Origin of the sequence: Paenibacillus sp. FSL F4-0236 (assembly GCF_038000135.1) — a bacterium.
In the GTDB taxonomy this organism is placed as follows: Bacteria; Bacillota; Bacilli; order Paenibacillales; family Paenibacillaceae; genus Paenibacillus_AQ.
This window is the reverse complement of record NZ_JBBOBK010000001.1, coordinates 1,208,437-1,233,483: the sequence shown is the minus strand read 5'-3', so window position 1 is coordinate 1,233,483 and position 25,047 is coordinate 1,208,437. Positions and strand designations below refer to the sequence as shown.

At 43.1% G+C, this 25,047-nt stretch carries 27 protein-coding genes, 1 riboswitch and 1 other annotated feature; of the genes, 8 read left to right on the top strand and 19 right to left on the bottom strand.

The features are described 5' to 3' along the window. Positions 1–18: 18 nt before the first annotated feature. The 15 genes from NSQ29_RS05585 to NSQ29_RS05515 form a co-directional block, all read right to left on the bottom strand. Positions 19–765: a DUF3939 domain-containing protein gene (locus NSQ29_RS05585; protein WP_256716305.1), complete on the bottom strand. Its 747-nt coding sequence runs from the start codon at positions 763–765 to the stop codon at positions 19–21. A 30-nt stretch (positions 766–795) separates the two neighbouring features. Further along, positions 796–1,164, bottom strand: a complete 369-nt coding sequence (locus NSQ29_RS05580; protein WP_042190210.1) for a 2Fe-2S iron-sulfur cluster-binding protein — start codon at positions 1,162–1,164, stop codon at positions 796–798. 34 nt (positions 1,165–1,198) lie between these two features. Then, positions 1,199–1,378 (bottom strand): DUF2768 family protein, encoded by a 180-nt coding sequence (locus NSQ29_RS05575; RefSeq protein ID WP_042129589.1) that lies wholly within the window; start codon positions 1,376–1,378, stop codon positions 1,199–1,201. Between the two features lie 195 nt (positions 1,379–1,573). Next, a complete protein-coding gene (locus NSQ29_RS05570; protein ID WP_042190213.1) occupies positions 1,574–1,849 on the bottom strand; it encodes a stage VI sporulation protein F in 276 nt (91 codons plus the stop codon). Between the two features lie 66 nt (positions 1,850–1,915). Continuing rightward, a complete protein-coding gene (locus NSQ29_RS05565; protein WP_042190215.1) occupies positions 1,916–2,956 on the bottom strand; it encodes an NAD(P)H-dependent glycerol-3-phosphate dehydrogenase in 1,041 nt (346 codons plus the stop codon). Beyond that, the gene (gene plsY, locus NSQ29_RS05560) at positions 2,949–3,566 is read right to left on the bottom strand and encodes a glycerol-3-phosphate 1-O-acyltransferase PlsY (RefSeq protein WP_042129592.1); all 618 of its coding nucleotides are present in this window, start codon (positions 3,564–3,566) and stop codon (positions 2,949–2,951) included. Before plsY ends, NSQ29_RS05565 begins: the two co-directional genes overlap by 8 nt. A 12-nt stretch (positions 3,567–3,578) precedes the next feature. Continuing rightward, the gene (der, locus tag NSQ29_RS05555; protein WP_042190218.1) at positions 3,579–4,904 is read right to left on the bottom strand and encodes a ribosome biogenesis GTPase Der; all 1,326 of its coding nucleotides are present in this window, start codon (positions 4,902–4,904) and stop codon (positions 3,579–3,581) included. 170 nt (positions 4,905–5,074) lie between these two features. Next, positions 5,075–6,394 (bottom strand): 30S ribosomal protein S1, encoded by a 1,320-nt coding sequence (gene rpsA / locus NSQ29_RS05550; protein WP_197071234.1) that lies wholly within the window; start codon positions 6,392–6,394, stop codon positions 5,075–5,077. A 175-nt stretch (positions 6,395–6,569) separates the two neighbouring features. Continuing rightward, positions 6,570–7,157: a lysophospholipid acyltransferase family protein gene (locus NSQ29_RS05545; RefSeq protein ID WP_341124524.1), complete on the bottom strand. Its 588-nt coding sequence runs from the start codon at positions 7,155–7,157 to the stop codon at positions 6,570–6,572. Continuing rightward, positions 7,154–7,864, bottom strand: a complete 711-nt coding sequence (cmk, locus tag NSQ29_RS05540) for a (d)CMP kinase (RefSeq protein ID WP_231573321.1) — start codon at positions 7,862–7,864, stop codon at positions 7,154–7,156. The genes NSQ29_RS05545 and cmk overlap by 4 nt, the downstream gene beginning before the upstream one ends. 207 nt (positions 7,865–8,071) lie before the next feature. Then, on the bottom strand, positions 8,072–8,725 hold the full coding sequence (locus tag NSQ29_RS05535) for a flagellar brake protein (RefSeq protein WP_042190221.1): 654 nt from the start codon (positions 8,723–8,725) through the stop codon (positions 8,072–8,074). 129 nt (positions 8,726–8,854) lie between these two features. Beyond that, on the bottom strand, positions 8,855–10,213 hold the full coding sequence (gene ypeB / locus NSQ29_RS05530; protein WP_076284556.1) for a germination protein YpeB: 1,359 nt from the start codon (positions 10,211–10,213) through the stop codon (positions 8,855–8,857). A 360-nt stretch (positions 10,214–10,573) separates the two neighbouring features. After that, the gene (gene prsW, locus NSQ29_RS05525) at positions 10,574–11,269 is read right to left on the bottom strand and encodes a glutamic-type intramembrane protease PrsW (protein ID WP_042129603.1); all 696 of its coding nucleotides are present in this window, start codon (positions 11,267–11,269) and stop codon (positions 10,574–10,576) included. Between the two features lie 148 nt (positions 11,270–11,417). Further along, positions 11,418–12,032 carry a genetic competence negative regulator gene (locus NSQ29_RS05520; protein WP_042190227.1) on the bottom strand — a complete coding sequence of 205 codons (615 nt, stop codon included), beginning with the start codon at positions 12,030–12,032 and terminating at the stop codon, positions 11,418–11,420. A 263-nt stretch (positions 12,033–12,295) separates the two neighbouring features. Beyond that, entirely contained in the window at positions 12,296–12,691 is a 396-nt protein-coding gene (locus NSQ29_RS05515; RefSeq protein ID WP_042190229.1) for a hypothetical protein, read from the bottom strand. Positions 12,692–12,794: 103 nt separating this feature from the next. Here NSQ29_RS05515 and NSQ29_RS05510 point away from each other — a divergent pair, with 103 nt between their 5' ends. Further along, on the top strand, positions 12,795–13,676 hold the full coding sequence (locus tag NSQ29_RS05510; RefSeq protein WP_341126736.1) for a polysaccharide deacetylase family protein: 882 nt from the start codon (positions 12,795–12,797) through the stop codon (positions 13,674–13,676). A 97-nt stretch (positions 13,677–13,773) separates the two neighbouring features. On the opposite strand, the gene NSQ29_RS05505 is transcribed toward NSQ29_RS05510, so the two are convergent. Genes NSQ29_RS05505 through NSQ29_RS05495 form a run of 3 tightly spaced genes read right to left on the bottom strand, consistent with a single transcriptional unit; the run spans position 13,774 to position 15,571 of the window. Then, complete coding sequence (locus NSQ29_RS05505) at positions 13,774–14,619, bottom strand: metallophosphoesterase (protein WP_340971587.1); 846 nt, start codon at positions 14,617–14,619, stop codon at positions 13,774–13,776. Continuing rightward, positions 14,613–14,981 (bottom strand): hypothetical protein, encoded by a 369-nt coding sequence (locus NSQ29_RS05500; RefSeq protein WP_339242738.1) that lies wholly within the window; start codon positions 14,979–14,981, stop codon positions 14,613–14,615. The genes NSQ29_RS05505 and NSQ29_RS05500 overlap by 7 nt, the downstream gene beginning before the upstream one ends. Beyond that, a complete protein-coding gene (locus NSQ29_RS05495; protein WP_339242740.1) occupies positions 14,978–15,571 on the bottom strand; it encodes a CPBP family intramembrane glutamic endopeptidase in 594 nt (197 codons plus the stop codon). Before NSQ29_RS05495 ends, NSQ29_RS05500 begins: the two co-directional genes overlap by 4 nt. A gap of 115 nt (positions 15,572–15,686) precedes the next feature. Between NSQ29_RS05495 and NSQ29_RS05490 the strand changes: the two genes are divergently transcribed. Both NSQ29_RS05490 and serA read left to right on the top strand, forming a co-directional pair. Beyond that, positions 15,687–16,598 carry a hypothetical protein gene (locus NSQ29_RS05490; RefSeq protein ID WP_042190235.1) on the top strand — a complete coding sequence of 304 codons (912 nt, stop codon included), beginning with the start codon at positions 15,687–15,689 and terminating at the stop codon, positions 16,596–16,598. Between the two features lie 110 nt (positions 16,599–16,708). Further along, positions 16,709–16,939, top strand: a binding site (T-box leader). A gap of 246 nt (positions 16,940–17,185) precedes the next feature. Beyond that, the gene (gene serA, locus NSQ29_RS05485) at positions 17,186–18,778 is read left to right on the top strand and encodes a phosphoglycerate dehydrogenase (RefSeq protein ID WP_341124522.1); all 1,593 of its coding nucleotides are present in this window, start codon (positions 17,186–17,188) and stop codon (positions 18,776–18,778) included. Between the two features lie 72 nt (positions 18,779–18,850). On the opposite strand, the gene NSQ29_RS05480 is transcribed toward serA, so the two are convergent. Then, positions 18,851–19,684, bottom strand: coding sequence for an SDR family NAD(P)-dependent oxidoreductase (locus NSQ29_RS05480; RefSeq protein WP_339242744.1), 834 nt, complete (start codon positions 19,682–19,684; stop codon positions 18,851–18,853). A gap of 173 nt (positions 19,685–19,857) precedes the next feature. Between NSQ29_RS05480 and NSQ29_RS05475 the strand changes: the two genes are divergently transcribed. The 5 genes from NSQ29_RS05475 to NSQ29_RS05455 all read left to right on the top strand — a co-directional run bounded on the left by NSQ29_RS05475 (position 19,858) and on the right by NSQ29_RS05455 (position 25,004). Then, positions 19,858–20,814, top strand: a complete 957-nt coding sequence (locus NSQ29_RS05475) for a helix-turn-helix transcriptional regulator (protein ID WP_341124521.1) — start codon at positions 19,858–19,860, stop codon at positions 20,812–20,814. 122 nt (positions 20,815–20,936) lie between these two features. Further along, positions 20,937–22,187, top strand: coding sequence for a methyl-accepting chemotaxis protein (locus NSQ29_RS05470; RefSeq protein ID WP_042190241.1), 1,251 nt, complete (start codon positions 20,937–20,939; stop codon positions 22,185–22,187). 190 nt (positions 22,188–22,377) lie between these two features. Next, a riboswitch (cyclic di-GMP riboswitch) is annotated at positions 22,378–22,473 on the top strand. A 118-nt stretch (positions 22,474–22,591) separates the two neighbouring features. Further along, complete coding sequence (locus NSQ29_RS05465; protein WP_341124520.1) at positions 22,592–24,235, top strand: thiamine pyrophosphate-binding protein; 1,644 nt, start codon at positions 22,592–22,594, stop codon at positions 24,233–24,235. A gap of 10 nt (positions 24,236–24,245) precedes the next feature. Continuing rightward, on the top strand, positions 24,246–24,614 hold the full coding sequence (locus NSQ29_RS05460) for a carboxymuconolactone decarboxylase family protein (protein ID WP_042129622.1): 369 nt from the start codon (positions 24,246–24,248) through the stop codon (positions 24,612–24,614). Between the two features lie 39 nt (positions 24,615–24,653). Then, positions 24,654–25,004: a hypothetical protein gene (locus NSQ29_RS05455; RefSeq protein ID WP_042190245.1), complete on the top strand. Its 351-nt coding sequence runs from the start codon at positions 24,654–24,656 to the stop codon at positions 25,002–25,004. The last annotated feature ends 43 nt before the right edge of the window (positions 25,005–25,047 follow it).

Genomic DNA, 25,047 nt, shown 5'->3' with positions numbered 1-25,047 from the left:
TAAGCTTTAACTTTCACTTCAACTAGGAGACTGCGGGACAGGCTGATTGTTAATCCATAGATACGGCAAAGACTTCACGGGCACGTAATAGGAAGCTTCCTCCAGATCTAGTCGCAAATCTTTTTTCTCGTCATGTTCCCCACCATTCTTTTCGATGGCAGCTATAATATCAAAGACATAATCTACATAGACCGTTCCAGCCTTATCCATGATGAAATCAAGAACCTGCCCGGAATAGACGCTAGTTAATGATATGGAGCTTGTTCCTGCCTTCTTATGATCAATGGTGTAAAGTCCAGGATATAGCTCATCAAGTACGGGCAAAGAGCCGTCATGAGCTGATTTATAACGATTAATCTGACGCTGCACATCATTCACCTTTTGAACGGTAACAAGGTCCATCACCTTAACAACTGGATCACTTTCCTCATTCAAAATAAGAAAATAAGCGCTTCCGCCCTGTTCAAAAGCCGTAGCCGGAATATCATCCAAATATCCCTTATTGTTCAGCTTGCCTAGGTCTATCCGGAACTTTTCATATCTTGGAGTAGCTTCATCCGCATTAAGGATCGGAAGCACACCTTCCTCTTGTTGAAAATCATCAACGGCTGCTTGTATCCGCTTAACACTTTCTCGATAATTAACGCTAGCACGCTTTTCTTCTCCAGGATACAGACATCCGGAAAGAGTAAGAGCGATTGACATCACTACCAGAAAAAGTCTTGCTCCTGCCTTTAGCTTCTTCTTTCTTCGTATAAACTCCAACCGAGTCCCTCCCACGGTGACAATCTAACACTACCACAGCTCATCTTCTTCCCCACGCCGCGCAGCTTCAAGCTTACGGCGTACAGCAGCCTTAAGTGGATCTTCTGGCACCTGAACGGTCACATCGCTCCATACGGCAGCCTGACAAGCCAGACGCACTCCTTCTTCTAACGTAGTTCCAAGCTTACGTCGTTCAATATCCCCTGGCGGTCTCAGCGCTGTGGCCTCTTCAGTCGCAATTTTAACCTTGCACATCAAACAGCCTGCTTTGCCTCCACAGCGAGTGGTAATCGTCACTCCGGCTTTACGAGCTGCCTCCAGTACCGAGATACCACGATTCACCACAGCTTTACGACCTTCAGGTTGAAACATAACGGTGACGCCATTTTGCGATTTCATGATGTTACTTCCTTCCTCAACATTATGTAACTGCTTACATAATCGAAACAACTCCGCCCAATAGGCCAACTAACATGATGACAAACGCAAGGATAGATAGCAGTGCTTTAAGCAGTCCCTTTGTTTTGCTCCGAGCAAAAGTTATTAGAAATACAGACAGTCCCATAATCAGCATTGCAATCAGGGACAACCACATTTTTGTCATCGGATCCAAGGTCAAAGCCCCCATTCGCCTGTAATATATTAGGGATTATTATATCATGACCTTATCCTATTCTGTAAAAAAACATCATTTTTTATATATTATTATTAAGATATTTTAGCTGAGAGAGTTTTACAATAAATAAAAAAAGAGCAAAAGATAACAGAATCTCATGGATTCTGGATCTTTTGCTCACCCAACCTAAAGCTATTTTTTAAGCATCATTTTCATTAAAGACTCCATTGTGCCGGAACCTGCGCCGCCTTTTTTGACGGCATTAATAATTTCCTGCACAGTAGCTTCACTGACCGGCACTTTCGCCATCGATGACACCTGCTTAATTAACTGGCGGAGCTGGGCTTCATTCTGCGTAGTTCCTGGTTTGACCGTACTGGCTAGCTTTTTGACGGCACTTTCCGTAATGTTCTTGCCCGCCTTTTTGTTAATGGCGTTCAATGCATCCTTGGAAAAATCTCTGCTCACTTTTCATCCCTCCTCCGTCAATCCCCAATACAACATATGAGAAATTGCGGAAAAAGGTGAACAGGATCAGGAATGCCACTGCTCCCAAGTTTCCTGAGATATTGCCTCAAGCTCAGGTTTACGATCACGGCCCATCAGAGCTTCAACAGCACTACGTGGACTTCTACCTTTAAAAAGGACATGATAAATTTGATCTGTAATGGGCATTTGGACCCCTAGCTTGATGGAAATGGCATAAGCTGCCTCCGTGGTACGAATACCTTCGACAACCATTCCCATCGACTCCAGTACCTCATCCAGTGGTTTCCCTTGCCCGAGCATAAAGCCAGCACGCCAGTTACGGCTGTGCTGGCTCGTAGCAGTCACTACAAGATCGCCAACACCTGCAAGCCCTGCAAAGGTCAAAGGATTCGCTCCAAGCTCGACGCCCACCCGAGAAATCTCGGCCAGTCCACGTGTCAGAAGCGCCGCCTTAGCATTATCCCCAAATCCTAGACCATCGGATAGACCTGCACCGAGTGCAATAATATTCTTTAGTGCGCCGGCAAGTTCTACTCCTACCTGATCACGGTTCGTATATACACGAAAATCATTGTTTATGAACAATTCCTGTGCTTCAGCAGTACGCTTATCATCAGGTGAAGCCACAACAACTGTAGTAGGACACAGGCGCACTACTTCCTCTGCATGACTCGGTCCGGAGAGAACGACAATCTGCCCTTCGTCACAGCCTAGTTCTTCAGCAATAACGATCGACATCCGTTTCTTGCTTTCAGTCTCAAAGCCCTTCGTAGCATGAACGCATAGCATTTCATCCTTCCAGAACGGCTTCAGACTGCGAGCAACCTGTCGCATACCTGAAGATGGGGCTACAATAACAACCGCTTTAGAACCGGAAACTGCGGTCTCCAGATCGGTGGTTGCAATGATGTTTGCGGGCAGAGAAATCCCCGGTAAATACTTATTATTGATATGAGAACCATTGATCTCGGCAGCTTGATCAGAGTTACGTGTCCACAGATAAACTTCCGAGTGATTCGCAGCCAGCACACTTGCCAGCGCAGTTCCCCAGCTCCCCGCTACTAGTACGGTTACTTTATCAGACAACACGATTCCCTCCTTTTACTTTTGAGCCTATCTTGTTCTCACGGCCCTCTACAATCTTAACAATGTTCGTCCGGTGCCGCCAGAAGGCAAAAACCGCAATGATAATACTGGTCCAGAGCACAGGCTGTGTAAATCCTGTCAACAATAGAAAGACCGGTGTCAGCGCGACAAAAATCAACGAGCCAAGTGACACGTAACGAGTGATAAAGATAGATCCTATGGCGATAACACCAGCGAGCAGTGCAGGCCATAAACATAGTGTGGCCATAACACCGATCGTAGTAGCGATGCCCTTTCCCCCACGGAAACGAAAGTAAAGCGGCCAGTTATGTCCGACAATGGCAGCGATTCCGCAAAGAGCAGCAACCCAGGTTCCCCAGCCGCCTACCCAAGTTCCTAACCAAACTGCGGCAACACCCTTCAGTACATCCAGCACTAGCACAGATATCGCAGGACCTTTTCCCAGTACACGCAGTGTATTGGTAGCCCCCGCATTGCCGCTCCCATATTGACGGATATCAATTCCCTTTAGTAGCTTGGCGAACAGCACACTAAAGCTGACAGAACCAAGCAAATAGCTTACAACGATAACCAGAAGTTCAAGCGCCACACTTCTTCTCCCCTAACCTTCGTTTTCGGATTTGCGCCGTGTAAAGAGACGGATTGGCGTTCCCTCGAAATTAAACGCCGCGCGGATTTTATTCTCCAAGTAACGTTCATAGGAGAAGTGCATCAGCGATGGGTCATTTACGAACACCACGATCGTCGGTGGCTTCACCGCAACCTGCGTTACGTAGTTAATACGTAAGCGACGGCCTTTGTCAGTTGGAGGAGGGTTAATCGCAATGGCATCCGATACAACATCGTTCACCAGATGCGTAGTAATGCGTAGTGCATGCTGTTGAGATACATGCTGCACCACTGGTAGCAGTTTTTGCAGGCGCTGTTTAGTTAAAGCCGACAAGAAAACAACCGGTGCGTAACTCATAAACAAGAAATGGTCACGAATCTTAGACTCGAAGTTCTGCATAGTCTTGTCGTCTTTCTCAATGGCATCCCATTTGTTTACAACAAAAATAGACGCTTTACCAGCTTCATGTGCATAACCAGCGATATGCTTGTCCTGGTCGATGATGCCCTCTTCACCGTTAATTACAACGAGAACCACATCAGCCCGTTCAATCGCACGCATCGCACGCATAACACTGTATTTCTCAATATTCTCATATACCTTGCCTTTTTTGCGCATACCTGCAGTATCGATAAGCACATAACGTTGTCCATCACGTTCAAAAGGCGTATCAATGGCATCGCGAGTAGTACCTGCAATATCACTAACGATAACGCGTTCTTCACCCAGAATTGCGTTAACCAAAGAGGATTTACCTACATTCGGACGGCCAATCAAAGCTACACGAATGACATCGTCATCATACTCATCATCTATTTTCTCTGGCAGACGTTCTACGACAGCGTCCAATAAGTCACCGAGCCCTGTACCATGACTACCGGAAATTCCGATTGGATCTCCAAAACCTAGGCTATAGAACTCATAAATATCATCTGCACGCTTCATATTATCCACTTTATTGATGGCAAGAACGATCGGTTTACCTGAACGGAACAGAATCTGAGCTACCTCTTCATCTGAATTCGTCACACCACTCTTCGCCTCACACATAAATACAATAACATCCGCTTCTTCAATCGCCAGCTCCGCTTGAACGCGGATTGATTTCAGAATCGTGTCATCTCCATCAATTTCAATACCTCCGGTATCAATCACACTGAACGACTTGCCGTTCCAATCTGAAATACCATAAATCCGGTCACGTGTAATCCCCGGTTTATCTTCTACAATGGCCAATCTATCGCCAATCAGCCGATTAAAAATCGTCGATTTCCCGACGTTAGGCCTCCCAACGATTGCCACAACGGGTCTTGCCATATTCATTCCTCCTGTCATCCTTACGATACTCATCATAGCAAAAAACATTAAAATTGGCTAACACTCATGTTAGCTTTAATAAATTCTTTCTGTCACTGGAAAAAGAGAATCGGCGAACCCCCGTATCGAGGGCTCGCCGATTACTTTACCCGTATATTCAAAAAGCAGGATTAGTTATTACCTTTGAATTTGTCCAACTTGTCACCAAAACGTTCAGCAAGCGTAAAGCTAAGGCCTTCGTTGCTTAGAGAAACGTTAGGGTTATTCAAAACTTCTTTAGGAGCTCTGTCTCTGCTGTTGCTGCGTTCAGGTCTAGCAGTAGGTGCTGGAGCTTCTTCAGTTTCTTTGATGCTCAGGCTAACACGTTTCTCGGATGGATTGAAGTCCAGTACTTTCACTTGTACTTCTTGTCCTTCTTTCAATACTTCGTGTGGAGTAGCAATGTGTTTGTGGGAGATTTGTGAAATGTGCACAAGACCTTCCACACCTGGAAGCAATTCAACGAATGCTCCGAAGTTCACAAGACGTTTTACAACGCCTGTTACAACATCACCGATGTTGATTTCGCCAGCAGCAGAGTCCCAAGGACCTGGAGCAGCAGCTTTAATGCTCAGGCTGATTTTTCCTTTTTCAGGATCAACCTTAAGTACTTTAACACGTACTTTATCACCTTCAGAAACTACATCAGAAGGCTTCTCTACGTGATTCCAAGCGATTTCGGATACGTGTACAAGACCGTCTACTCCGCCAACATCAACAAATGCGCCGAATTGGGTCAGACGTTGTACAGTACCTTCAATGATTTGACCTTCAGACAGTTCAGCCATAATTTTAAGCTTATTAGCTTCGAACTCTTCTTCAAGAACTTCTTTAGCGGACAGGATTACTTTACTGTTCTCACGGTCAAGTTCTTTCACTTTAACGCGAAGGGTACGGCCTTTGTAATCGCTGAAATCTTCAACGAAGTGACGCTCAACCATGGAAGCTGGGATAAATCCACGTGCTCCAACATCAGCTACTAGACCGCCTTTAACAACGTCAGCCACAGTAACTTCGAAAGCTTCTTGGGAAGCAAAGTACTTCTCAAGATCTTCCCATGATTTTTCGCTATCAACAGCACGTTTGGAAAGAACAAGGCTTTCCTTGTTGTCGTTGATGCTAACAACTTTACATTCTACTTCCTGTCCAACTTCTACTGCTGCAGCAGCGTTGTCCAGTTGTACTGCGGACAATTCGCGAATCGGAATCACACCGTCGTATTTATATCCAATGCTTACATAAGCTTGGTTATCTTCAATTTTGACGATTGTTCCTTTCACGGTATCGCCTTTTTTCAGAGAAATGATTTCCAAGTCAGCTTGGTTAGTCACTTCTTCTTCGTTAACGGCAGCAACTTCTACAGCTCCGTTATTTTCTGTCACAGCGGATTCCACCGCTTCTACGGTTTCATTGCTCTCCGTAGCTTCCTGATTTTTAATTTCTTCAGACATGTGATTAGCCTCCTCGATTCAAAACCCCATTTATTTAAACCTGCGTATAGCAGAGTTCAAAACAAGCATTGCTTGGTATTACAAATTACACTTGAAGATAGTATGTTCCAAAAAATAGCGACTATGCCGTTATTTAATCATAGCACAGGACGAAATTTGTGATTCCGTTTATCCCTTAACCAACAGTTGGTATACCCGACTTCTTCATCTCATTGATGCGTTCCATAATGACATCGGTAACAGCCTCGAGAGATTCACTTCCTGCACCGGCAAATTGACTGAGATCTATAGGAGCCCCATAGACTACAACCATCCGTCGAAAGGGTTTGTACTCACCGACAATAGCGGCTGGAACAACTGCAGCACCGCTTCGAAGTGCAAAGCTTGCAGCACCTTTCTTGGCAACTCCGGCGTCAGAGTTACGCGTACCCTCCGGGAAGATACCCATGACATTACCACCGCGAAGTGTGTTAAGGGCCGTTTTAATGGATTCTTTGCTTACACCACCACGTTTGACCGGAAAAGCACCCAATTTGTTAATGAGCCAGCCAAGCACAGGAACCTCAAAAAGTTCTGCCTTAGCCATATACTTTACTTGACGGTCTAACTTAATCCCGATAGTCATCGGATCCAGCAAACTAATATGGTTGGCACAGAGCAGCACCCCGCCCTCCTTTGGCACATTCTCTTCCCCCACAATCTTAAGCGGGAAAACAATTGCGTAAATCAAGCGAAGCAATCTTCGGCAAAATACATAAATCATAAATGATTTCTCTCCCCGTCAACATGAGATCTACAATGGGATACAATGGCCTCCACGACTTGATCGATATCCATAAAGGTCGTGTCGAGAAGAATCGCATCTTCCGCACGTCGCAGCGGTGAAATCTCCCGTCCTTCATCCAGACGATCCCGCTGTGCAATATCATGTTCAAGCTGCTGAAGCGTCACCGATTCCGCGTCTCTCAATTCCTTATAACGACGGAGAGCTCTTTCTTCCACACTTGCCGTCATAAAAATCTTTACTTCGGCATCGGGCAGCACGGTCGTACCGATATCGCGGCCATCCATTACAACGCCTTTGCGAAGCGCCATCTGACGCTGCAAATGACTCAGTCTGGACCTTACACCTTCGATCTTCGAATACTGCGACACAAGGCCGCTAACCTGAAGACTCCGAATATGCGGCGTTACGTCTTCCCCATTAATCAGCACCTTCTGGATGTCTTTTTCCGGAATAAGCTCAATAACCATATCGTGAACTTTCTGGTTCACTTGATTCTGATCTTCCGGTTCTATGCCTTCTCGGATCATATACCAGGTGATTGCCCGGTACATTGCGCCTGTATCGACATAAATATAAGACAACTTCTGCGCTACCAATCGGGCTACAGTACTCTTGCCTGCCCCGGCAGGTCCGTCGATGGCGACGTTAATTCTGTCGTAAGTATGTGTACCCTGCCTATCCAACGGGGCATTCCTCCTCAAACACTCTTTCATAAGAAAAGCATCTAGCGATGTCAAGTTCGTTCCTGCAATATCAAGGAGCACATACAAATGGATATGCTTGATGATATTATCAAGAAAAAAGCAGGCATTGCCTGCGACTTATAAAATTATACCACAGTTTATACTTCAGTGCAAAATCAGAACACTTAATAGAGCTAAGAAAAATGCCTATCGGTTGCGGAAATCAAACTGTCGTTCAAAGCAGTAACGTATTATTTTCTGACGCTCATTATCCGTAATAGCCACAAATTTCAGCATGGCCAATTGGCGCCCGTTTTCAAGCTTTTTAATCCGAACCACTTCACCTTCAAAGTCCACATGCTCAATACTACCATTTCGATAAGGCACTAGAACCCAGCAGGATAATTTCGCTCCCACCTCGAGCTTCACTTGGTGATCCACCAAGAAAGACGTTCCTCCTCCGCCGATATCATCTGTACGTACAAGGAATCTTTTGCCAAAGCTATCCTTCACAGCTAATTCAAGATCTGCATTCACCCGAAAAAAGCTTCGTCTCTGAATTTTGAAAATCGAATCCGCCTCTGGTTTTTGTATCCGGACCATACGAATTACATCTTCTTTAAACCCGAGAACATGAGTATTAAAGTAATTTTTAATGCCACCCTCAGTAATAAAATAAACCGAAAGCTCGTCCCCCATAAAAAGTCGTTTCAGACGACCGTCACTCTCCTGCATAGGAATTTCAATCAGGAATGCGTCGTCCTCTGTCTCTGCAATTCTCGATCTATATTCAACTTCTGCTTCAGCAGCGTCACTGGAAGCAACCTGTATGTATAGATATTCATTAATTTTAGGATACAAAGATGTCACCGCCAAATCAGTATAGTTAACAATGATTATAGCATGGGAATATCACCCAATGAGATAAATATTATTTGAATTTCAAAAATAAAGAAGGGCCCATCCAAATAATGGATGCGCCCTGTTTTTTCACTTTTGTTCTACTCCTGAAGAAGGCCTGATTTCTTCCACGGACTCTTCAATGCCGTCGTCCGCATTAAGATAAATACGATACTGAGTACCATTTACCTCTCCGCCAAATTCGTAAGTCAAGACTTCTACGGAGTCATCATTTTTAATCCACGCCATGCGATGGTAATTCTCATTGAAATCCGAATTCAGAAATTTCTTCGCTTCCGCCAGAGTCAGCTTTGGCTTTGGAATTTTACGATTGTCCTTATGCTCATTGACATATTCGCTAGCCTCAAATCCAACCGCTGTCCCAGTATCAAGTCCAATGCGGATCGTCATTTTCTCAGGATAAATCAAGACATCATTTTGGCTCGTTACAAAGGTTAAATTCCCGATATTATCATAACGGTCAGCATTAACCGCAGTCATATGAGGATATCCTTTTTTCTTAAGAAACTGCTCCGCCTTAGTAACTGCTTCTTCTAGGGTCACCTTAGCAGGTCCTATCTCACGGTTATCGTAATAAGAGATCAGTAAACCACCATTTTTGGTGAAATCCATACTGATAATCTGCTTATTATTCGAACCACTGACTGTAGCCGTATAAGAAGGCCACTTCGTATTTTTTCCGTTTTCTTTAACGTCTACCTTAGCATTTGAGCCTGCATTAGCAAACTTAATGGCTTTACGTTTGATATCTTCAACTGAAACAGGGGTACCTCCGAGCATTTTTACAGAGCGTTTATCGTAAATGCTTGCAACTGAAGGACCCCAATCCAGGTCCGGGTAACCTTCGACACGTTTGTCCACCGACTTAAAGCCGTCAATAATCGAATTATCTTCTGCCTTATTCTCTGTAGCCAATGCGGTTTCAACATCCATCCAGCGCAAACGGCTACCAATCACTTTATTCTGAACATCTTGCAAATCTTTTGAGATTTCTCCAGAGCTCTTATACAATGCTTTTAAATTGCTCAATTCACCATCTGTCAAAGGCTTCTTAGCGAAATCACGAATCCCAGCTTTATAAGAAAAGTTTGAGATTTTGGACAGAAACTCCTCCGTTTTGCTAAATGGCAGTAATGTGAGTGGCAACTGATTAATTTCATTTTGCGCCTCACTGGTCATCCGCCACACATTAACAAGTCCTTTGCGGTGCATCCCGTTAGAAGCGGAGTTAACAGCTAGTGTGTTTCCCAGCTCTCCATGAAGACGCTCCACGTGGTAAGACAAATCATGAAAGGCACGCTGATATTGGTTCTCCGCCTTAATTAGGATCGCATTCTTCTCCTGATTCTCCTGATAACCCCACACGAGCGCTCCAATTAACAGCAGCGCAGTCAGCGGGAACATTACAGCACTTAATCTTTTGTACATAGGGCTACAAGACTCCTTTCGATAGCTTATTGGCGTTAGTTTGACAATAAACTAGGAGTCTTATGCACCCTTCTGTAACACAATATGACTAAAGTGTTTGAATAGAGGGATTTCACTCCAAATTTGCATAGCATAGCGCTTATGCTCTCTCTTCGATTTCAAAGCCACTGCTATTACTGCAAAGGCATTGCTTAAAGCCGGTTTGAATCACACCCTGCTCTTTTATCCCTCTTAATATGTAGGTCTCACCGCATTGTTTGCAAAGTATACGGACTTTTATACGCAAAAAAAGACACCTCTCTCCTCTCTGGAATCTCCCGCTAAGGAACAATCCTTTGAATATAAGTGTGTCCATCTCGATTATAGGTTAACCTCTTCTTCTCGTTTCAGAAAGCGGAAAGGGGACCGGCTATTCGCCCTATCCACTTTCCCCATCCCTCCGTACCATAGAATAGCCATCAGAGGAACAATAAACCATATCCAGTAGTTAGCTGTCGTACTCAAAATAAAGTCATAAATCCCATGCCACAACCATGGCAGCAAGATAGAGATTAACAGAATCCCTTTTGTTTTAGCTCCCTTTGAGAACTTGGCTCTCCCTAAATGATAGCCCATGATTACACCAAACATAGCGTGTCCAGAAACCGGAAGCAGTGCTCTCAGGAACATGGAACCGATTGATGCATTGCTATACCAAGCGTACATTATATTTTCTATTGTTGCGAAGCCGAGCGAAATCGCTACGGCGTATAGTATCCCATCATATGGCTCGTCAAATTCGGTGTGATTGTAAATCATATGGTAAAGCACAAACCATTTTAGACATTCTTCCACGCCAGCGGATATGAGAAACGACTCCACATAAGGACCGCCATTCAGTCCCAGCATTAGTCCTCTCTGAATGATCATAACAGGGAATACAATCAGAAGGCCTAGAAGGAACACCTTAATAACGATATGAAGCGGTTCTTGATCATACTTATCTTTCAAATAAAAAAAGGTCAGCAGAGCAAGTCCCGGCGCTACTGCCGACGAAATAACCGATAACACGAGCACCGAATAACCTCCCTATATCCCTAGCGCCTTATTCTGCTGATTACAGCAAGGCAGATAACAGCTTTAATTCAAGAATGACCGCCATACCATCAAGAACAAGAATAGGGCTAATCAGCTAAAATGATGCTTATCAGCCCTATCATGCTATTTAATCCTGACGCTTAAAATGAGTGCACAATAACTGGACTGCATTCTCCGGCATTACTGTCTTCCCGTATTCATCGAGGACAGCTTCAGTAACCGGTGAGGAATCTCCAAACTCAGCTAGTACGCCAACAAGACCTGACAACGCTGTTTCTTCAAATTCCTTAGGATCGAAGTACAGATACCATTTATTGTTATAAGAATACAGTTTCCCCTGGGAAGTAATATTACCAATGAGCACATGTGCCGCTTCAACAAGAACCTCGAAATCGCGGAATGCATATACAATGGAGTCGCTTTGTTCAAGAGTAACTTCCATTTCGTAAATCTCTTCTGGCAATTCTTCTTCCCCGGACGCACCGTACTGATGGTGATCATATTTTCCTCGGGTCACTATAACGACCATGCCTTGGGCGGGCAATGCGAAAACTTCTACGGCAAGCGGACCGGTAGCATCAAAACCTAGTTCACTATATGCTTGGTCCATCATCTCCGTAAACAGGTCATGAACCTTAGGAACTTCCTGCCACATGTCTTCCTTCTGGATGCCCCGCTCGCTCAGGTCGTCAAAAGTGAGGAAAATCCGTATCTTATCTTGACTTAATCGCTCTATTCTCATGACAGGATCCTCCTTTTGCAAGCTCATTTATTATAATGTATGATGAGTCCCGAGTAATGAGCCAAAAATGGTTACTATGTATGTATGTTATCATTTTGCAGAGATAAATGCACGAAAATAAATATATAAAATCCTCTTAAAGCATTGCCACTACTGAAGAGCTTATTCTAATTCATAAACCACTTTCAAGCCCTTGAATATAAAAAAGAATCATTCTGCGGAATATTTCATCCTCAAAATGATTCTGAAGGAGTCCTTTACGGTTACAATCCCGGTATGGCAGTATGCGTTTCTTTAAGAATTTGCTCCACTTCGCTCTTCACTTCAGGATTGTTGCGAATGAAATCCTTCAGTAATTTGAGATTGGATTCTTTTGATTTTGCCGGTGATTCCGTTTTATGCTCAGAGGTTCCGCTGTTCGAACCATTACTTTGAGCATTGCTGCTTGTATTACTGCTTGCATTGCTGCTTGAAGCAGCAGTGTTTCCAAACCCTGTCGTAGCCATACCAATTATTTTTTCTTTTGCTTTATCTGCTGCTCCACTCATGGAACCGCCCGATTGCCCCAGCGAAGACATTAGAGAATTCCGCTTTTTGGACATAATCATACTGGCTGCGACGCCCATCAGCACCCCACATAAAAATGACGAAGTATTCATATTTCCAGCCTCCTTGTATGGTAAAATCATGTTTAGTGTTCGCGGAAAGATTGCCGCTCATGCAACCTAATAAGAAGAAAGCGAGTTGAAAAAAGTGGGTAAAATGACATCAGTGCTCCTACTGGCTACCTTACTGCTGACAGCCTGTGGCAACAGCGGTGCGAATGGAAAGGATACAAACACCACAAACAATACGCCTACGGCGGCAGCTACACAGAGCGCAGAAACTACAGCGCCTTCCCCTGAAGTTACAGCCAGCCCTACCCCTGAAGCGTCAGCAGATGGAGGAACTACAGGTAGTAATAATACAGCCAGTAAGGATGAAGCCTCCGCTGAAATTCCACTGCTGTACCATATGAACAAAAATTACGACATCGTCCCAAATGAGGAAACTACAAATAAAAAAGTCGTGTTACTCACTTTTGATGACGGTCCCAAAGATGCGGAAATGATTAATCCGTTAATGGATGTTCTGGACAAACATCAGGCCAAAGCGATCTTCTTCGTGAATGGATACCGCGTTAAAGCGCATCCCGAGCTTCTAGAGTTAATTCATAACCGCGGAGGGATTATCGGCAACCATAGCTGGGATCATATTGTGTTGAAGGACAAGTCTTACACTGAGGTCAAAAAGCAAATCGAAGACGTTCAAAATGCGGTCAAGGAGATTATTGGTGAAGCCCCTCAGTTTTTCCGTCCTCCACATGGTGCTGGCGGAGATGTAGGGAAGAAGATTTCCGCTGAGAATGGGATGTTGTATATGACCTGGTCCAATGGATCACTGGACTGGGAAATGAAAGAGAAAGAAACCGGAAAAACAGATAAGTTAATCAAAAATGTGACGGATCAATTGCATTCTGGCAGTAATATTCTGATGCATGAGCTACCTTGGACAGTTGAAGCGTTGGATAAACTGCTTACTACTCTTGAAGGCAAGGGTTATAGCTTTGTAGATCCTCGCAGTATTGAGCTTAAGATGCGCTAATTCCTAATTAGGATAAATAAAAACAGGTAATCCCCTTGTTGGAAAGGAGATTACCTGTTTTTTTGTCCGCCCGTTCAATCGGTACAAAGACAGTTTTCTAATGTTTCTCTTTACGGAGCGTTAGCACGTGCATCTCAGCAGGACTTCCCCAGCGGATCGGCAAGTGAGAGGTTCCAAACCCTCTGCTAATCAGCAGCTTCGCATCCCTTCCTGTCCCATCTCTTCTGGGCCATTGAAACATTCCTGCATCATATTTATGATAGAAATTTTCCACATGCCTTTGACCCAAAAAAGGAAGAATGACCTGCCCTCCATGCGTGTGGCCTGCTAATATCAGATCCGCTGGCACACTTTGACGTTTGGACAACCAGAGCGGATCGTGAACAAGAATGATACGACAAGTGTTATTTATTGAAGAAGCACGTGACGTTAATTCAGGTAATGGACGATAAGAAGTGTTACCACCCTTTTTCGGAAAATCCACTCCCGTTAACCAAAGAGAAGCTCCCTCACGTTCAATACGCACATTCTCATCCATTAACAGCTTTGCACCACTGCCCCGGATAATCTGATCAACTAGTGAAATATCAGCTCGATAATCATGATTTCCATGTACTACATAGGTAGGAGCAATAGAAGTCACTAAAGTCATATTATCAGTCAGTCGATCCAGAGGACTGTTTTTTTCCGTTAGATCACCGCCTAATAAAACAGCACCCACCTTTCCCTTTAACGGAGTCAGCAGTGCTGTTGGAAGGCGGCGGCGATGGATATCAGTTATAAATAAGAGACGAAATCCATCAAACTCATCTGGGAGCGACTTCAAAATTATTTCCTCGGTAATAATTCTGTTTCTAAAGGCGTTACTCACCATAATCACTGCAATGATTAGCGCGATCAAAAGCACAACCACAACCAATCCCCAAATCCAAAAAATCACCATAAAGTACTCAAAGGCGGCGCCCCTTCAATTCCCCACCAGAGGAGCGCTACCAGCAATATTACAAAAATGAAAATCAGAGAGTTAACAAACATTTTACTAAGCCGAACCCGTTCTGATGAATACGTATTCGAACGTGATGGAACAGATTCTTCCTGCTCTTTGTTTCCAGCGTTAGATCCCTTCGCAGAAGCCGCAGGACGGCGCGCTTTCCTTGACAAAGTTGCCGTTGTTGTCCGGGAATGATTGCTCTTTCTAGGAGCCCCCTCCGATCGCGGATTCGTTTTTTTACTTTTGCCAGAAGTTTTGCCTTCGCCACTGCGCTTTTTCTGACGAGACTTCAACCGGCTCAATTCCTCACTCATGATTCCCTCCTGTAGCGGATCACCAGACCAGAGAAAAGGTCGATGAAGAAATGACATAGTATAGGTGCCCATAGGCTTCCTGATTGAATGTATATATATCCAAGACCATAGCTGCTTAAGAATACCCATCCGGTAGGTACAAAGTGGCGCAAATAGCGAACATGAATAAGAGCAAACAAAATACTCGTCCAATAAGGACCAATGGAATACTGAATGGCTCCTCTGAACAGAAGCTCTTCACAGATCGATACCATAGCTGCAATTACAACAATGTGCCATACGGGCCGATTTCGAAATAAAAGGTCGTTTATTCCCCCGTCATCCATGCTTTCTTCAGGTACAATATGAGTCAATAAATAATCAACTACCAGCATTACAGCAGCAAGTCCAAGACCCCATGCCACAAATTGTACGTTTTCTGGAAAAATTAATAGCTGAAAAGGATTTCTTTTCTGAAATAATATCCATATCAAACCGATAATTAATGTAAGCCCCTGAGTAATGTAGAGATTGAGGAGCAGAAGACGGTCTGTTAACTGACCTGGCTCTACTTTTTTTATCTTAATCTCGCCAAATTTGAATTTTTTCATCGTGACCTGCCTGTTCTTTAATTTTTTGGGGCAGCTCCGAAAGAGAAACCGTCCATAATGTTGCTATCAATACATAATACATAGGATAATTCCCCCAGAAAAAGGAGCACTTATTATGAGCCAACGTAACTCCCGTACACAAATGTTGTACACTCTATTTTTTTTGTTTTTCCTTATTTGCGCCTTCGCCGCATTTTTCACAGGCGTCAAGGTTGGCGCAGACAAAACGGAAGCTAAATATGAGCAACAAAAGAGCAGTAATGGATATGGATTAGAAGAATTCACGGGCTCTTACCAACAGAAGGATCTTGTTACTTTCTATCATAACGTATTTTTGCCTTATCGGGAATTCAAGCAGAATTGGAACACACAAGTGGACAAGTTGGCACGCAGTACAGATGCCCGTGTAAATGCAGCAGCTATGAAGAATCTTAGCCTTCTAGCAGATAAACAATATGAAAGAGTTAACCAGGATTCTATCTTTTCCGACTCTCCCTTATTACATCAATCACAGCTAAACATACTCAAAAGCTTAACTTTATTCTCAAAAGCTTCTGGTGAAATAAGTGCAAGTGCATCTGGTGCAGAGACGGCAAAATTGCTGAAAAATGATCCTTATACTGCCGGTGCGGTTAAATTCGGATTGCTCGCACAAAAGAACTTTTATGATTCTATGCTAAAGTGGGGCTCTAAGACAAACCAGAAAATCCCTTCTGTTGCTGGTGAGCTAAAGACCATGTCCTTTATCCAGTGGAAAAAAATGCCTCTTCTTCAAAAGAACGCATCCATCGCTGATATGATGTTAAATCGCGGAATTTTTGCAGCCTACGATCCTCAGGACATTACTGCAAAAATAGACGATTTGATACATTCTGGTACAGCCAGTTCATTGAATCTTACGGATGTTCAGTCCTCAGTAACCCTGCTTATTTCCACAGGTGCTATACAGGTAGAGGATTTTATGAAGTGGCGAGAGCAGTACTATAGCAAGGAGACGATTCCACAGCTCCCGTTTTTTTATGAATAGAACCAGTCATTGAATCATAACGAAAAATGAAGTTCACTTCAAGAAAGCCTACTTTCAAAGCCTATTGACACATCTACATTACCGTGTTACATTATGAAAAAATTAATCAATCAAAAACGATGATGGAACAAAGATTCTGGAAGTCTTCAGAGAGCCGGTGGTTGGTGCAAACCGGTGACAAACAGATGTCTTTAGCGCTCCTGAGATATTGTATCGAACCTTAAAGTAGGTGCAATCGGATCAACTCCGTTACCAGTGTGGCCTTTGCAGGCCAATGAGGCTGCTTCTTCCAAGTTGCAGTGAATTAGGGTGGTACCACGAAGATAACTCTCGTCCCTTACTACGGCAGTAGTATGGGGGTCGGGAGTTTTTTTAATTTCTAAATACCTAATCTATACTATCCTTTTGCCCAAAGTTACCGATTCCGCGGTACTTCTGCACGCAGCTTCTTTTATGCGACACCGCGTTGATCTACTATTATCACATGTTTTTTCTCTACTAGTTCGTGAATCTTCAGGTATTGTGGATTGCCCAAAAAGGCGTCCTCGACATATAAAGCTTTTCAACTTTAAGGGGGATAAGAAACCATGTTTAAAGTATTAGTATCGGATCCAATCAGTGATTTGGGCATTCAGCAATTGATGGACGCAGAAGATGTAGTTGTTGACAAAAAAACAGGACTCAGCGAAGACGAACTCATTGCAATTATCGGTGAATACGATGGCCTCCTTGTCCGCAGTCAAACTACTGTAACAGACAAAATCATCGAAGCAGGAAAAAATCTAAAAGTAATTGGTCGTGCAGGTGTTGGTGTAGATAATATCAAACTGGATGCTGCAACAAAGCGTGGTATTGTTGTAATCAATGCTCCTGATGGAAATACAATTACGACTTGTGAGCATGCTTTCGCAATGATGATGGCTCTGGCCCGTCATATTCCACAAGCTTATGCAAAAACAATCGGTGGAACCTGGGATAGAAAAACATTCGTAGGTGTAGAGCTTCGTGGCAAAACTTTAGGTGTACTCGGAATGGGCAGAATCGGTAGCGAAGTGGCTAAACGTGCTAAAGCTTTCGGTATGGAAATTCTTGCTTTCGATCCTTTCCTAACAGCTGAACGTGCTGAAAAGATGGAAGTTAAATTGGCTTCCGTAGACGATGTTGTTCGCGGAGCAGACTTCATTACTGTGCACACTCCACTTACTCCGGAAACACGCCATATGATTTCTCGCCCACAATTCGAAGTGATGAAAAAGGGAATGCGCATCATCAACTGTGCACGTGGTGGTGTAATTGATGAAATGGCATTAGTAGAAGCTATAGATAGCGGTATTGTTGCTGGCGCTGCGTTCGACGTATTCGAGAAAGAGCCGCCGCAAGCAGATCATCCTTTCCTGTCTCATCCAAAAATCATCGTGACTCCTCACCTTGGCGCTTCTACGATTGAAGCTCAAGAAAATGTGGCGATCGATGTTTCGGAGCAAGTGTTGCATATTCTGCGTAATGAACCGTTCATTAACGCGGTCAACATTCCTCCAGTGGCTCCAAGTGTAATGAATAAGCTTCAACCTTACTTCACGCTTGGGGAAAAACTGGGCAGTTTTGTTACCCAAATTGCAGCTGCTGCTATCCGTGAGATCCATGTTGAATACGCTGGTGATCTTTCGGATGTAGATACCCAACCACTAACCCGCTACATTGTAAAAGGTGTGCTCTCCCGCCACTTTGCAGAGGACGTTAATATCGTAAACTCCATGCATTTAGCGAAAACACGCGACGTGAACGTAGTAATAACTAAAGCTTCTAAAACTAAAGGCTTTACCAATCTGATTACTGTTACTCTAAAAGCTGATCTTGACCAAGAGTATCTTGTGGCCGGCACCCTGCTGCAAGGTTATGGAGAACGTATTGTTCAAGTGAATAAGTTCCCAGTTGATATTGCTCCTGAAGGTCATCAAATCTTTGTATCCCATAACGACAAAGTAGGGATTATCGGACTCGTGGGTACATTGCTTGGTGAGAACGATGTAAACATCGCTTCCATGCAAGTGGGACGTAAAATTGTTGGGGGCGCTGCAATCATGCTGCTGACCGTTGACAAAGCCGTTCCTAAGCAAGTCCTTGTGAAACTCGCTGGTTTACCAGAAATTAACACCGCTGAAGAAATCATCCTTCTTTAATCTATAATATAGAAAGGCCATTCCAGAATGTACTGGAGTGGCCTTTCTTATATTTTACGATTCTCTTTCTTCCTATATTATGAACGAAGGGATTATCCTTCCATCAATATCAGTAAAACCATACTTTTCAGCAAGCTTTCCAACCAGCTGCGGCTCACCGGACATAGACATAACCTCTGGATCAGCGGCTAGTGCAGTCACTGCTCGACCAATATATGTCGTCGATTCACTCATTTTCAGTTCCTCAACTTCTTGCCAATGTTCCTCATCTGTATTCATGGCTTCTAGAACCGCTTCTGTTCTCATCCATCCAGGTGAAAGTGGAATAACCGCAATGCCGTCATCCTTTAATTCCTTCGACAATCCGAAAGCCATACGTAAAAGTGCATTTTTAGAAAGATCATAATAAAAGTTGCCTAAATATTTATAATGATACCAGAAGGTTGTATGGATAATTAGACCACCAGTTTTTGCCTTGCGCATGAAGGGAATTGCGTAATAATTTGTGATCATCTGTGCTCTCACACCGGCATTAAACATATTGTCCCAATGAGCTGTAGGCAGCTCCCAAAAAGGCTTTTGCTCGATAGCTAAATCATTGCCTCCCCACACGTTGTTAACTAAGATATCGAGCCGCCCCTGCTCTTCAGCGATCTGACGGATCACTGCTTCTGTTTCTTGATCCTTCGTATGGTCACATTGTATTACCGCACCAGAACCTCCACTCTCTTTTATTTCTCTAAGTACGCTATCTATGCTCCCCTTAATATGCTCTGTGACGGATACATCTGTGGTCCTCCCTGTAATATAGACAAAAGCACCTCTTCTTGCTAATTCTAGAGCGATCCCTCTCCCAGCACCTCTGCTGCTCCCGGTAACCAATGCGACTTTCCCTTTCAATGTCATAGCCCTCAACCCTTTCCACATGAATTCGGATTTCAATATTCTGTGAACATTCCTTACGTTTTATAAGTATAGCCCGTATATATGACATCAACTGACATATATAATATAATCATGATTTAGAAATGATTAATGGTGATCGTCTAATCAATAATTCGAGGAGGTACAATAGCCTAATGAGAGCCGACCGTTTGTTATCAATATTACTTCTGTTGCAAAATCGTGGAAAAATGACTTCTAGAGAATTGGCCCAAACACTCGAGGTATCAGAACGAACTGTGTTTCGTGATATGGAAGCATTAAGTGCTTCAGGAATACCCATTTTAGCTGAACGTGGTCGTGAAGGAGGTTGGATGCTTACTGAAGGCTACCGAACCTCCCTAACGGGAATGAAGCCACAAGAGATTGGTTCACTGCTTCTGTCCGCTGACGCATCTATAATGAAGGATCTGGGGATACAAGACGACTACTCTTCCGCTCTTCTCAAACTAGAGGCTGCATCCTCACATCGACTTAGTAACTCAGCAAATTACCTAAGCGAGCGTATTCATATTGATGGCGCCAGTTGGCATCCTTCGGATGAGACTTATCCGTTCCTTTCTGTACTGCAGAGAGCACTTTGGGAGGACCGCAAAGTAAAAATCACTTATCTCCGGAGCAACGAGAGAACGGTCCGTTTCATTGAACCTCTTGGGTTAGTTGCAAAACGCGGAGTATGGTATGTCGTAGCCAAAAGCAAAGAAGAACTACGGACCTTTCGTGTGTCCAGATTAGTTAACGTTGAGGAGACTCATGAGTGGTTTAAAAGACCTGATGACTTTGATTTAAAACAGTACTGGGAAGAGTCCACCACGGCCTTTAAAGCAGCACTGCCAAAGTATCAAGTAATGCTAAGGGTTAGAACATCTGTCTTAAAAGAATTACAGCGAGAAAGATTCGTCACTGTCCAATTGATAGAGCCAACAAGCAATGCAGAGTGGGTGAACGTAGATGCCGAATTTAATACGATCGAGTCGGCCTGCCGGATAATCCTTTCTTTTAGTCCCTCGGTTATTGTACTTTCACCGCAAGAACTTTTAGAGATGGTAAAGTCTGCTATCGCAAAAATTTCCGCTATTTATGAGGATTTTTGACACGAAATCTAAAGAACTACTCCGAAATGAAGATTTATGTCAGTTCTTACTATAGACCAATCACCTTTAAATCCCATATAATAACACCAATACATAATATTAATAAGGAGGACATTATACCAATGAACTGGATGCATAAACTTCCGTTAAAACAAAGAATTGTTGCCGGATGTTACCTCGTTGCCGCACTATTTGCCATTCCTGTTTTAGTTACTTTTATGATCTTAGGCAACATTATTTTGGGTATTGTTCTAATCGTAGTTCTTGCTGCTCTAACTTTCCCCGTGGCCCGCTTTATCGAGAGAACGCTTACATCTTCTTTTGATGACATCGCGAATGTATCTCATAGTATTTCAAAAGGGGATTTTACTAGTAGAGCCGATGAGAACGGGTCTATGGGGGACGTAAGTCGTTCCTTTAATACTATGATTGACAAGCTCAAGAAGATTTTGACAGAAGCATCACAAATCACTCGTCAAGTTATGGATGCAAGCCGTGGAATCGAAGATAAGAATCAGAATTTGAAAATTGTCATGGCACAGGTAGCCTCTTCGTCTAACGAGCTAGCTCTTGGTGCAAATGAAATATCTACGGATATCGCTGAAATGACAGAATCCATTAAAGATATTGAGAATAAAGTATCCAATTATACGAACTCTACGAAAGAAATGAACAGACGTTCAATACATACATTAGAACTAGTTGAACAAGGACGGCAGTCCGTTGATACTCAAGCTGAAGGCATGCGCAAAAACATCCAGGCTACTCAAAAAGTAGCTGATACTATCGAAGCCCTGTCTCATAATGCTCGCGGAATTACGATGATTACAAAAACCATCACAGAGATCGCTGAGCAGACCAACCTCTTATCGCTGAATGCCTCCATCGAAGCAGCACGCGCCGGAGAGCATGGTCGAGGATTTGCTGTAGTCGCACAGGAGGTTCGTAAACTTGCCGAGGAATCAACGGCTTCAACGAAGGAAGTCTTTGGCTTAGTTCGGAGCATCGAAACTGATATCAAACAAGCGATTGACAATATCGCTATCAACGAAGAAGTCGTACAGGTACAGAATGAGATGATCACTCAATCTGCTCATATCTTTGCTCAAATTGTGCAAAGTGTGCAGTATATTACCGAGCAAATCTCTTCCTTCTCTGCTGAAAGTGATCTGATGTTGGAAAGTGCCTTGAAAATCTCAAGTGCAATAGAGAATATCTCTGCGATCACACAGCAAACCGCTGCCGGCACCGAGGAAGTATCCGCCGCTATGAATGAACAAATTAATGCCCTGCAGTCCGTCGCTGAAGAAACTGAGAAAATGACACAGGCTGTGTTTAATCTACAGAAGACTATCCATATTTTCAAGTTTTAAGTCACTTGCAAATCATATAAACAAGTCCAAAAACTCCTCCTAAGTTTTGACTTAGGGGGAGTTTTTTTATATCTATTATTTCATAGGTTGGACAAGACTTTCGTCAAAATTCGAGTTAATTTGCGAAAATATATTGACAAAGGTACTCTAGGAATATATTGTAAAGGAAAATTCTTCTTATAAATTTTAAAATTAATATTGGCAAAATCTTCGAAAGAGGATGACGCAAAACCATGGATCTACAGCCTCATTTTTAATCAGAGGCCATGACTGCCAGGTTGCAGAAAACCAAGACGACTGAACAATTGTTCAGTCTCTATGGCGATTTATGCCACCAACCTGTGCCCTAATTCAGAGCACAGGTTTTCTAATGTTTGATTTTAAAATAACAATCAACTTGTGAGGTGTATTTTTTGAAGACAGTCGCAGATTACATGTCGGAAGCACTACGGAACCTAGGTGTTACCCATTCCTTTGGTATTATTGGGAAATCCATTTGTCCTATTGTTCTTAAAATGGTAGATTACGGTATTGAATTTATTCCTGGGAGACATGAGTCCAGTTCCGGCTTCGAAGCAGCCGGGTATGCGCTTAAAACTGGAAAACTAGGTGTAGCTTTTGGTACTTCAGGTCCTGGTGGAACAAACCTATTAACTGCAGCAGCACATGCTAAGGCTAACAACCTACCTGTCCTATTTATTACTGGCCATCAATCTATTAAAGAGCTTGGAATTCCCCAATGTCAGGACTCTACTTCTTTTCTAGCTGATTTAGCTGATATGTTTAGACCTGCCACCTTATATAGCAAGCTTATTGAACGTGGAGATCACTTTAACACAATCTTTAATCATGCCATATCCATTGCTTTGAGCGGTAATCGTGGTCCAGTTCACCTTTGTATTCCCTTTGATGTACAAACGGAATTGCTAGAGGAATGTAATATTGTAATCCCTGAACGCGAATCACTGGTTAGCCATGCTAATATCGACCGTGTACTTGATGCTATAAATAGCTCTAAGAATCCAATAATTATCGCGGGTAAAGGCGTTAACCGCTCAGGAGCACATAGTGAGCTAATTCAATTAGCGGAAACATTTAATATTCCTGTAGTTACATCTCCAGGTGGTAAAGGGGCTATAGCTTGGGATCATCCACTCTATCACGGTCCAATTGGAGTAGGCGGTTGTACCCATGGGGATGACTTGCTGAATCAAAGTGATCTATTTATCGTTCTCGGGTCACGTTTAAGTGATATGACTATTTGTAATCTTAAAAGGGAAAATCATCCTGCAACATTAATTCAGTTTGATAGTGATCCGACTTTTGTCGGAAAAATATTGTTCTCTAAAACGATTCCAGTGACTGGAGATCTACGCGACAATCTAGTTTACTATCTCAATAATATTGACACGAACAACATCACAAAACGCGAAGCACCGACAAATTCCGATTATACCGAAGAGCCTCCGATTTTACCAAACCTTTCACTTGCATCGGTCTTGAGTACGATGAGTGATTTGATTCCTTATAACAGCACAGTCTTTGTTGATGATGGAAGTCACGGTTTCCATGCTGCGAAATGGTACAAGGTTAAGAAACCGGGCAGTTTTGTTTTCGATGCTTACTTTGCTTGTATGGGTAATTCCATCGGGATGGCGATTGGTGCAAAGGTTGCTGCTCCAGAAGAAACGATCTTCTGCATTACAGGAGACGGCTGCTTTATGATGCTAGGCGCAGAGATTAACGCTGCTGTCTGCAAGGATATTCCTGTCATATTCATTGTTGTGAATAATAAACAGCTAGATATGGCTCTAAAAGGTATGGAAAAAACTACAGGACGTATTGACGGAACTATCTACGAAGTCCCTATGGACGCTGTGAAATTCGCAGAATCACTAGGTGCTACGGGTTACAAATGTGAGACAGCGGAGGAGTTCGAAACAGCTATCAAGGACGCTGTTGCCATCAACCGTGTTGCCGTCATTGAACTGTTAACAGACCGTGATGAGGTCCCTCCGACTGCTCACCGTACTTTGAACCTAAATTAGGAGGTCACTTATGAAAGACAATGTAAACAGTGGTCTGAACCACTTCACGAATCTCTCTGGAGACTACGGAGCTAAAGCACTGGCTCCGATTAAAGAACATTTCCCCGATTTGGCTGAATTTATTATGGGGAATGCCTACGGCGATATTTTTCAACGCAACACAATCGAAGCTGACTGGAAGGAAATCGCAGTTATCTCTGCCCTGATTTCGATGGGTCAGTTTGATCAATTGGGTGTTCATTATGTCATGGCTCTTCGTGTGGGAGTTACTGTAGAACAACTCAAAGGTATTCTATTACACTTAGTACCCGCTATAGGGGCACCTAGAATCATCACCGCTTTTAATATTCTTCTCGAAACGATTGAAGAAATAAAGTAACTATTTTCAGTAAATTAAAATATCGGGAGAGATGTTAACGTGGGACAGTTTATTTTAAAGACAGACACTACTAAAAAAGTGATCAATATTGAGCTGGAAGGAACATTTTCTGAAGAAGATGGTCTGAAATCTATCCAAGCATATCAACAAACTATTAATCCTATCACTCCAGCAGACTATGAATTACAAATCGACTGCAGAAAGCTAAACGTAACTGCACCTGATGTTGTACCTCTTTTGGAAGGTTGCTTCGTAATGTTTAAGAATGATGGATTTGTAAAAGTAAATCTAACCCTTGAGAATAACCCAATTCTTAAAATGCAGCTTGCTCGTCTGGGTCGTAAAGCAGGACTAGATAACATCGAGATCATTTCCACCGTTACAGCTTAATTCTTCTTATAACTAAAAAAACTATAGAGTTTTTCAGGAGGAT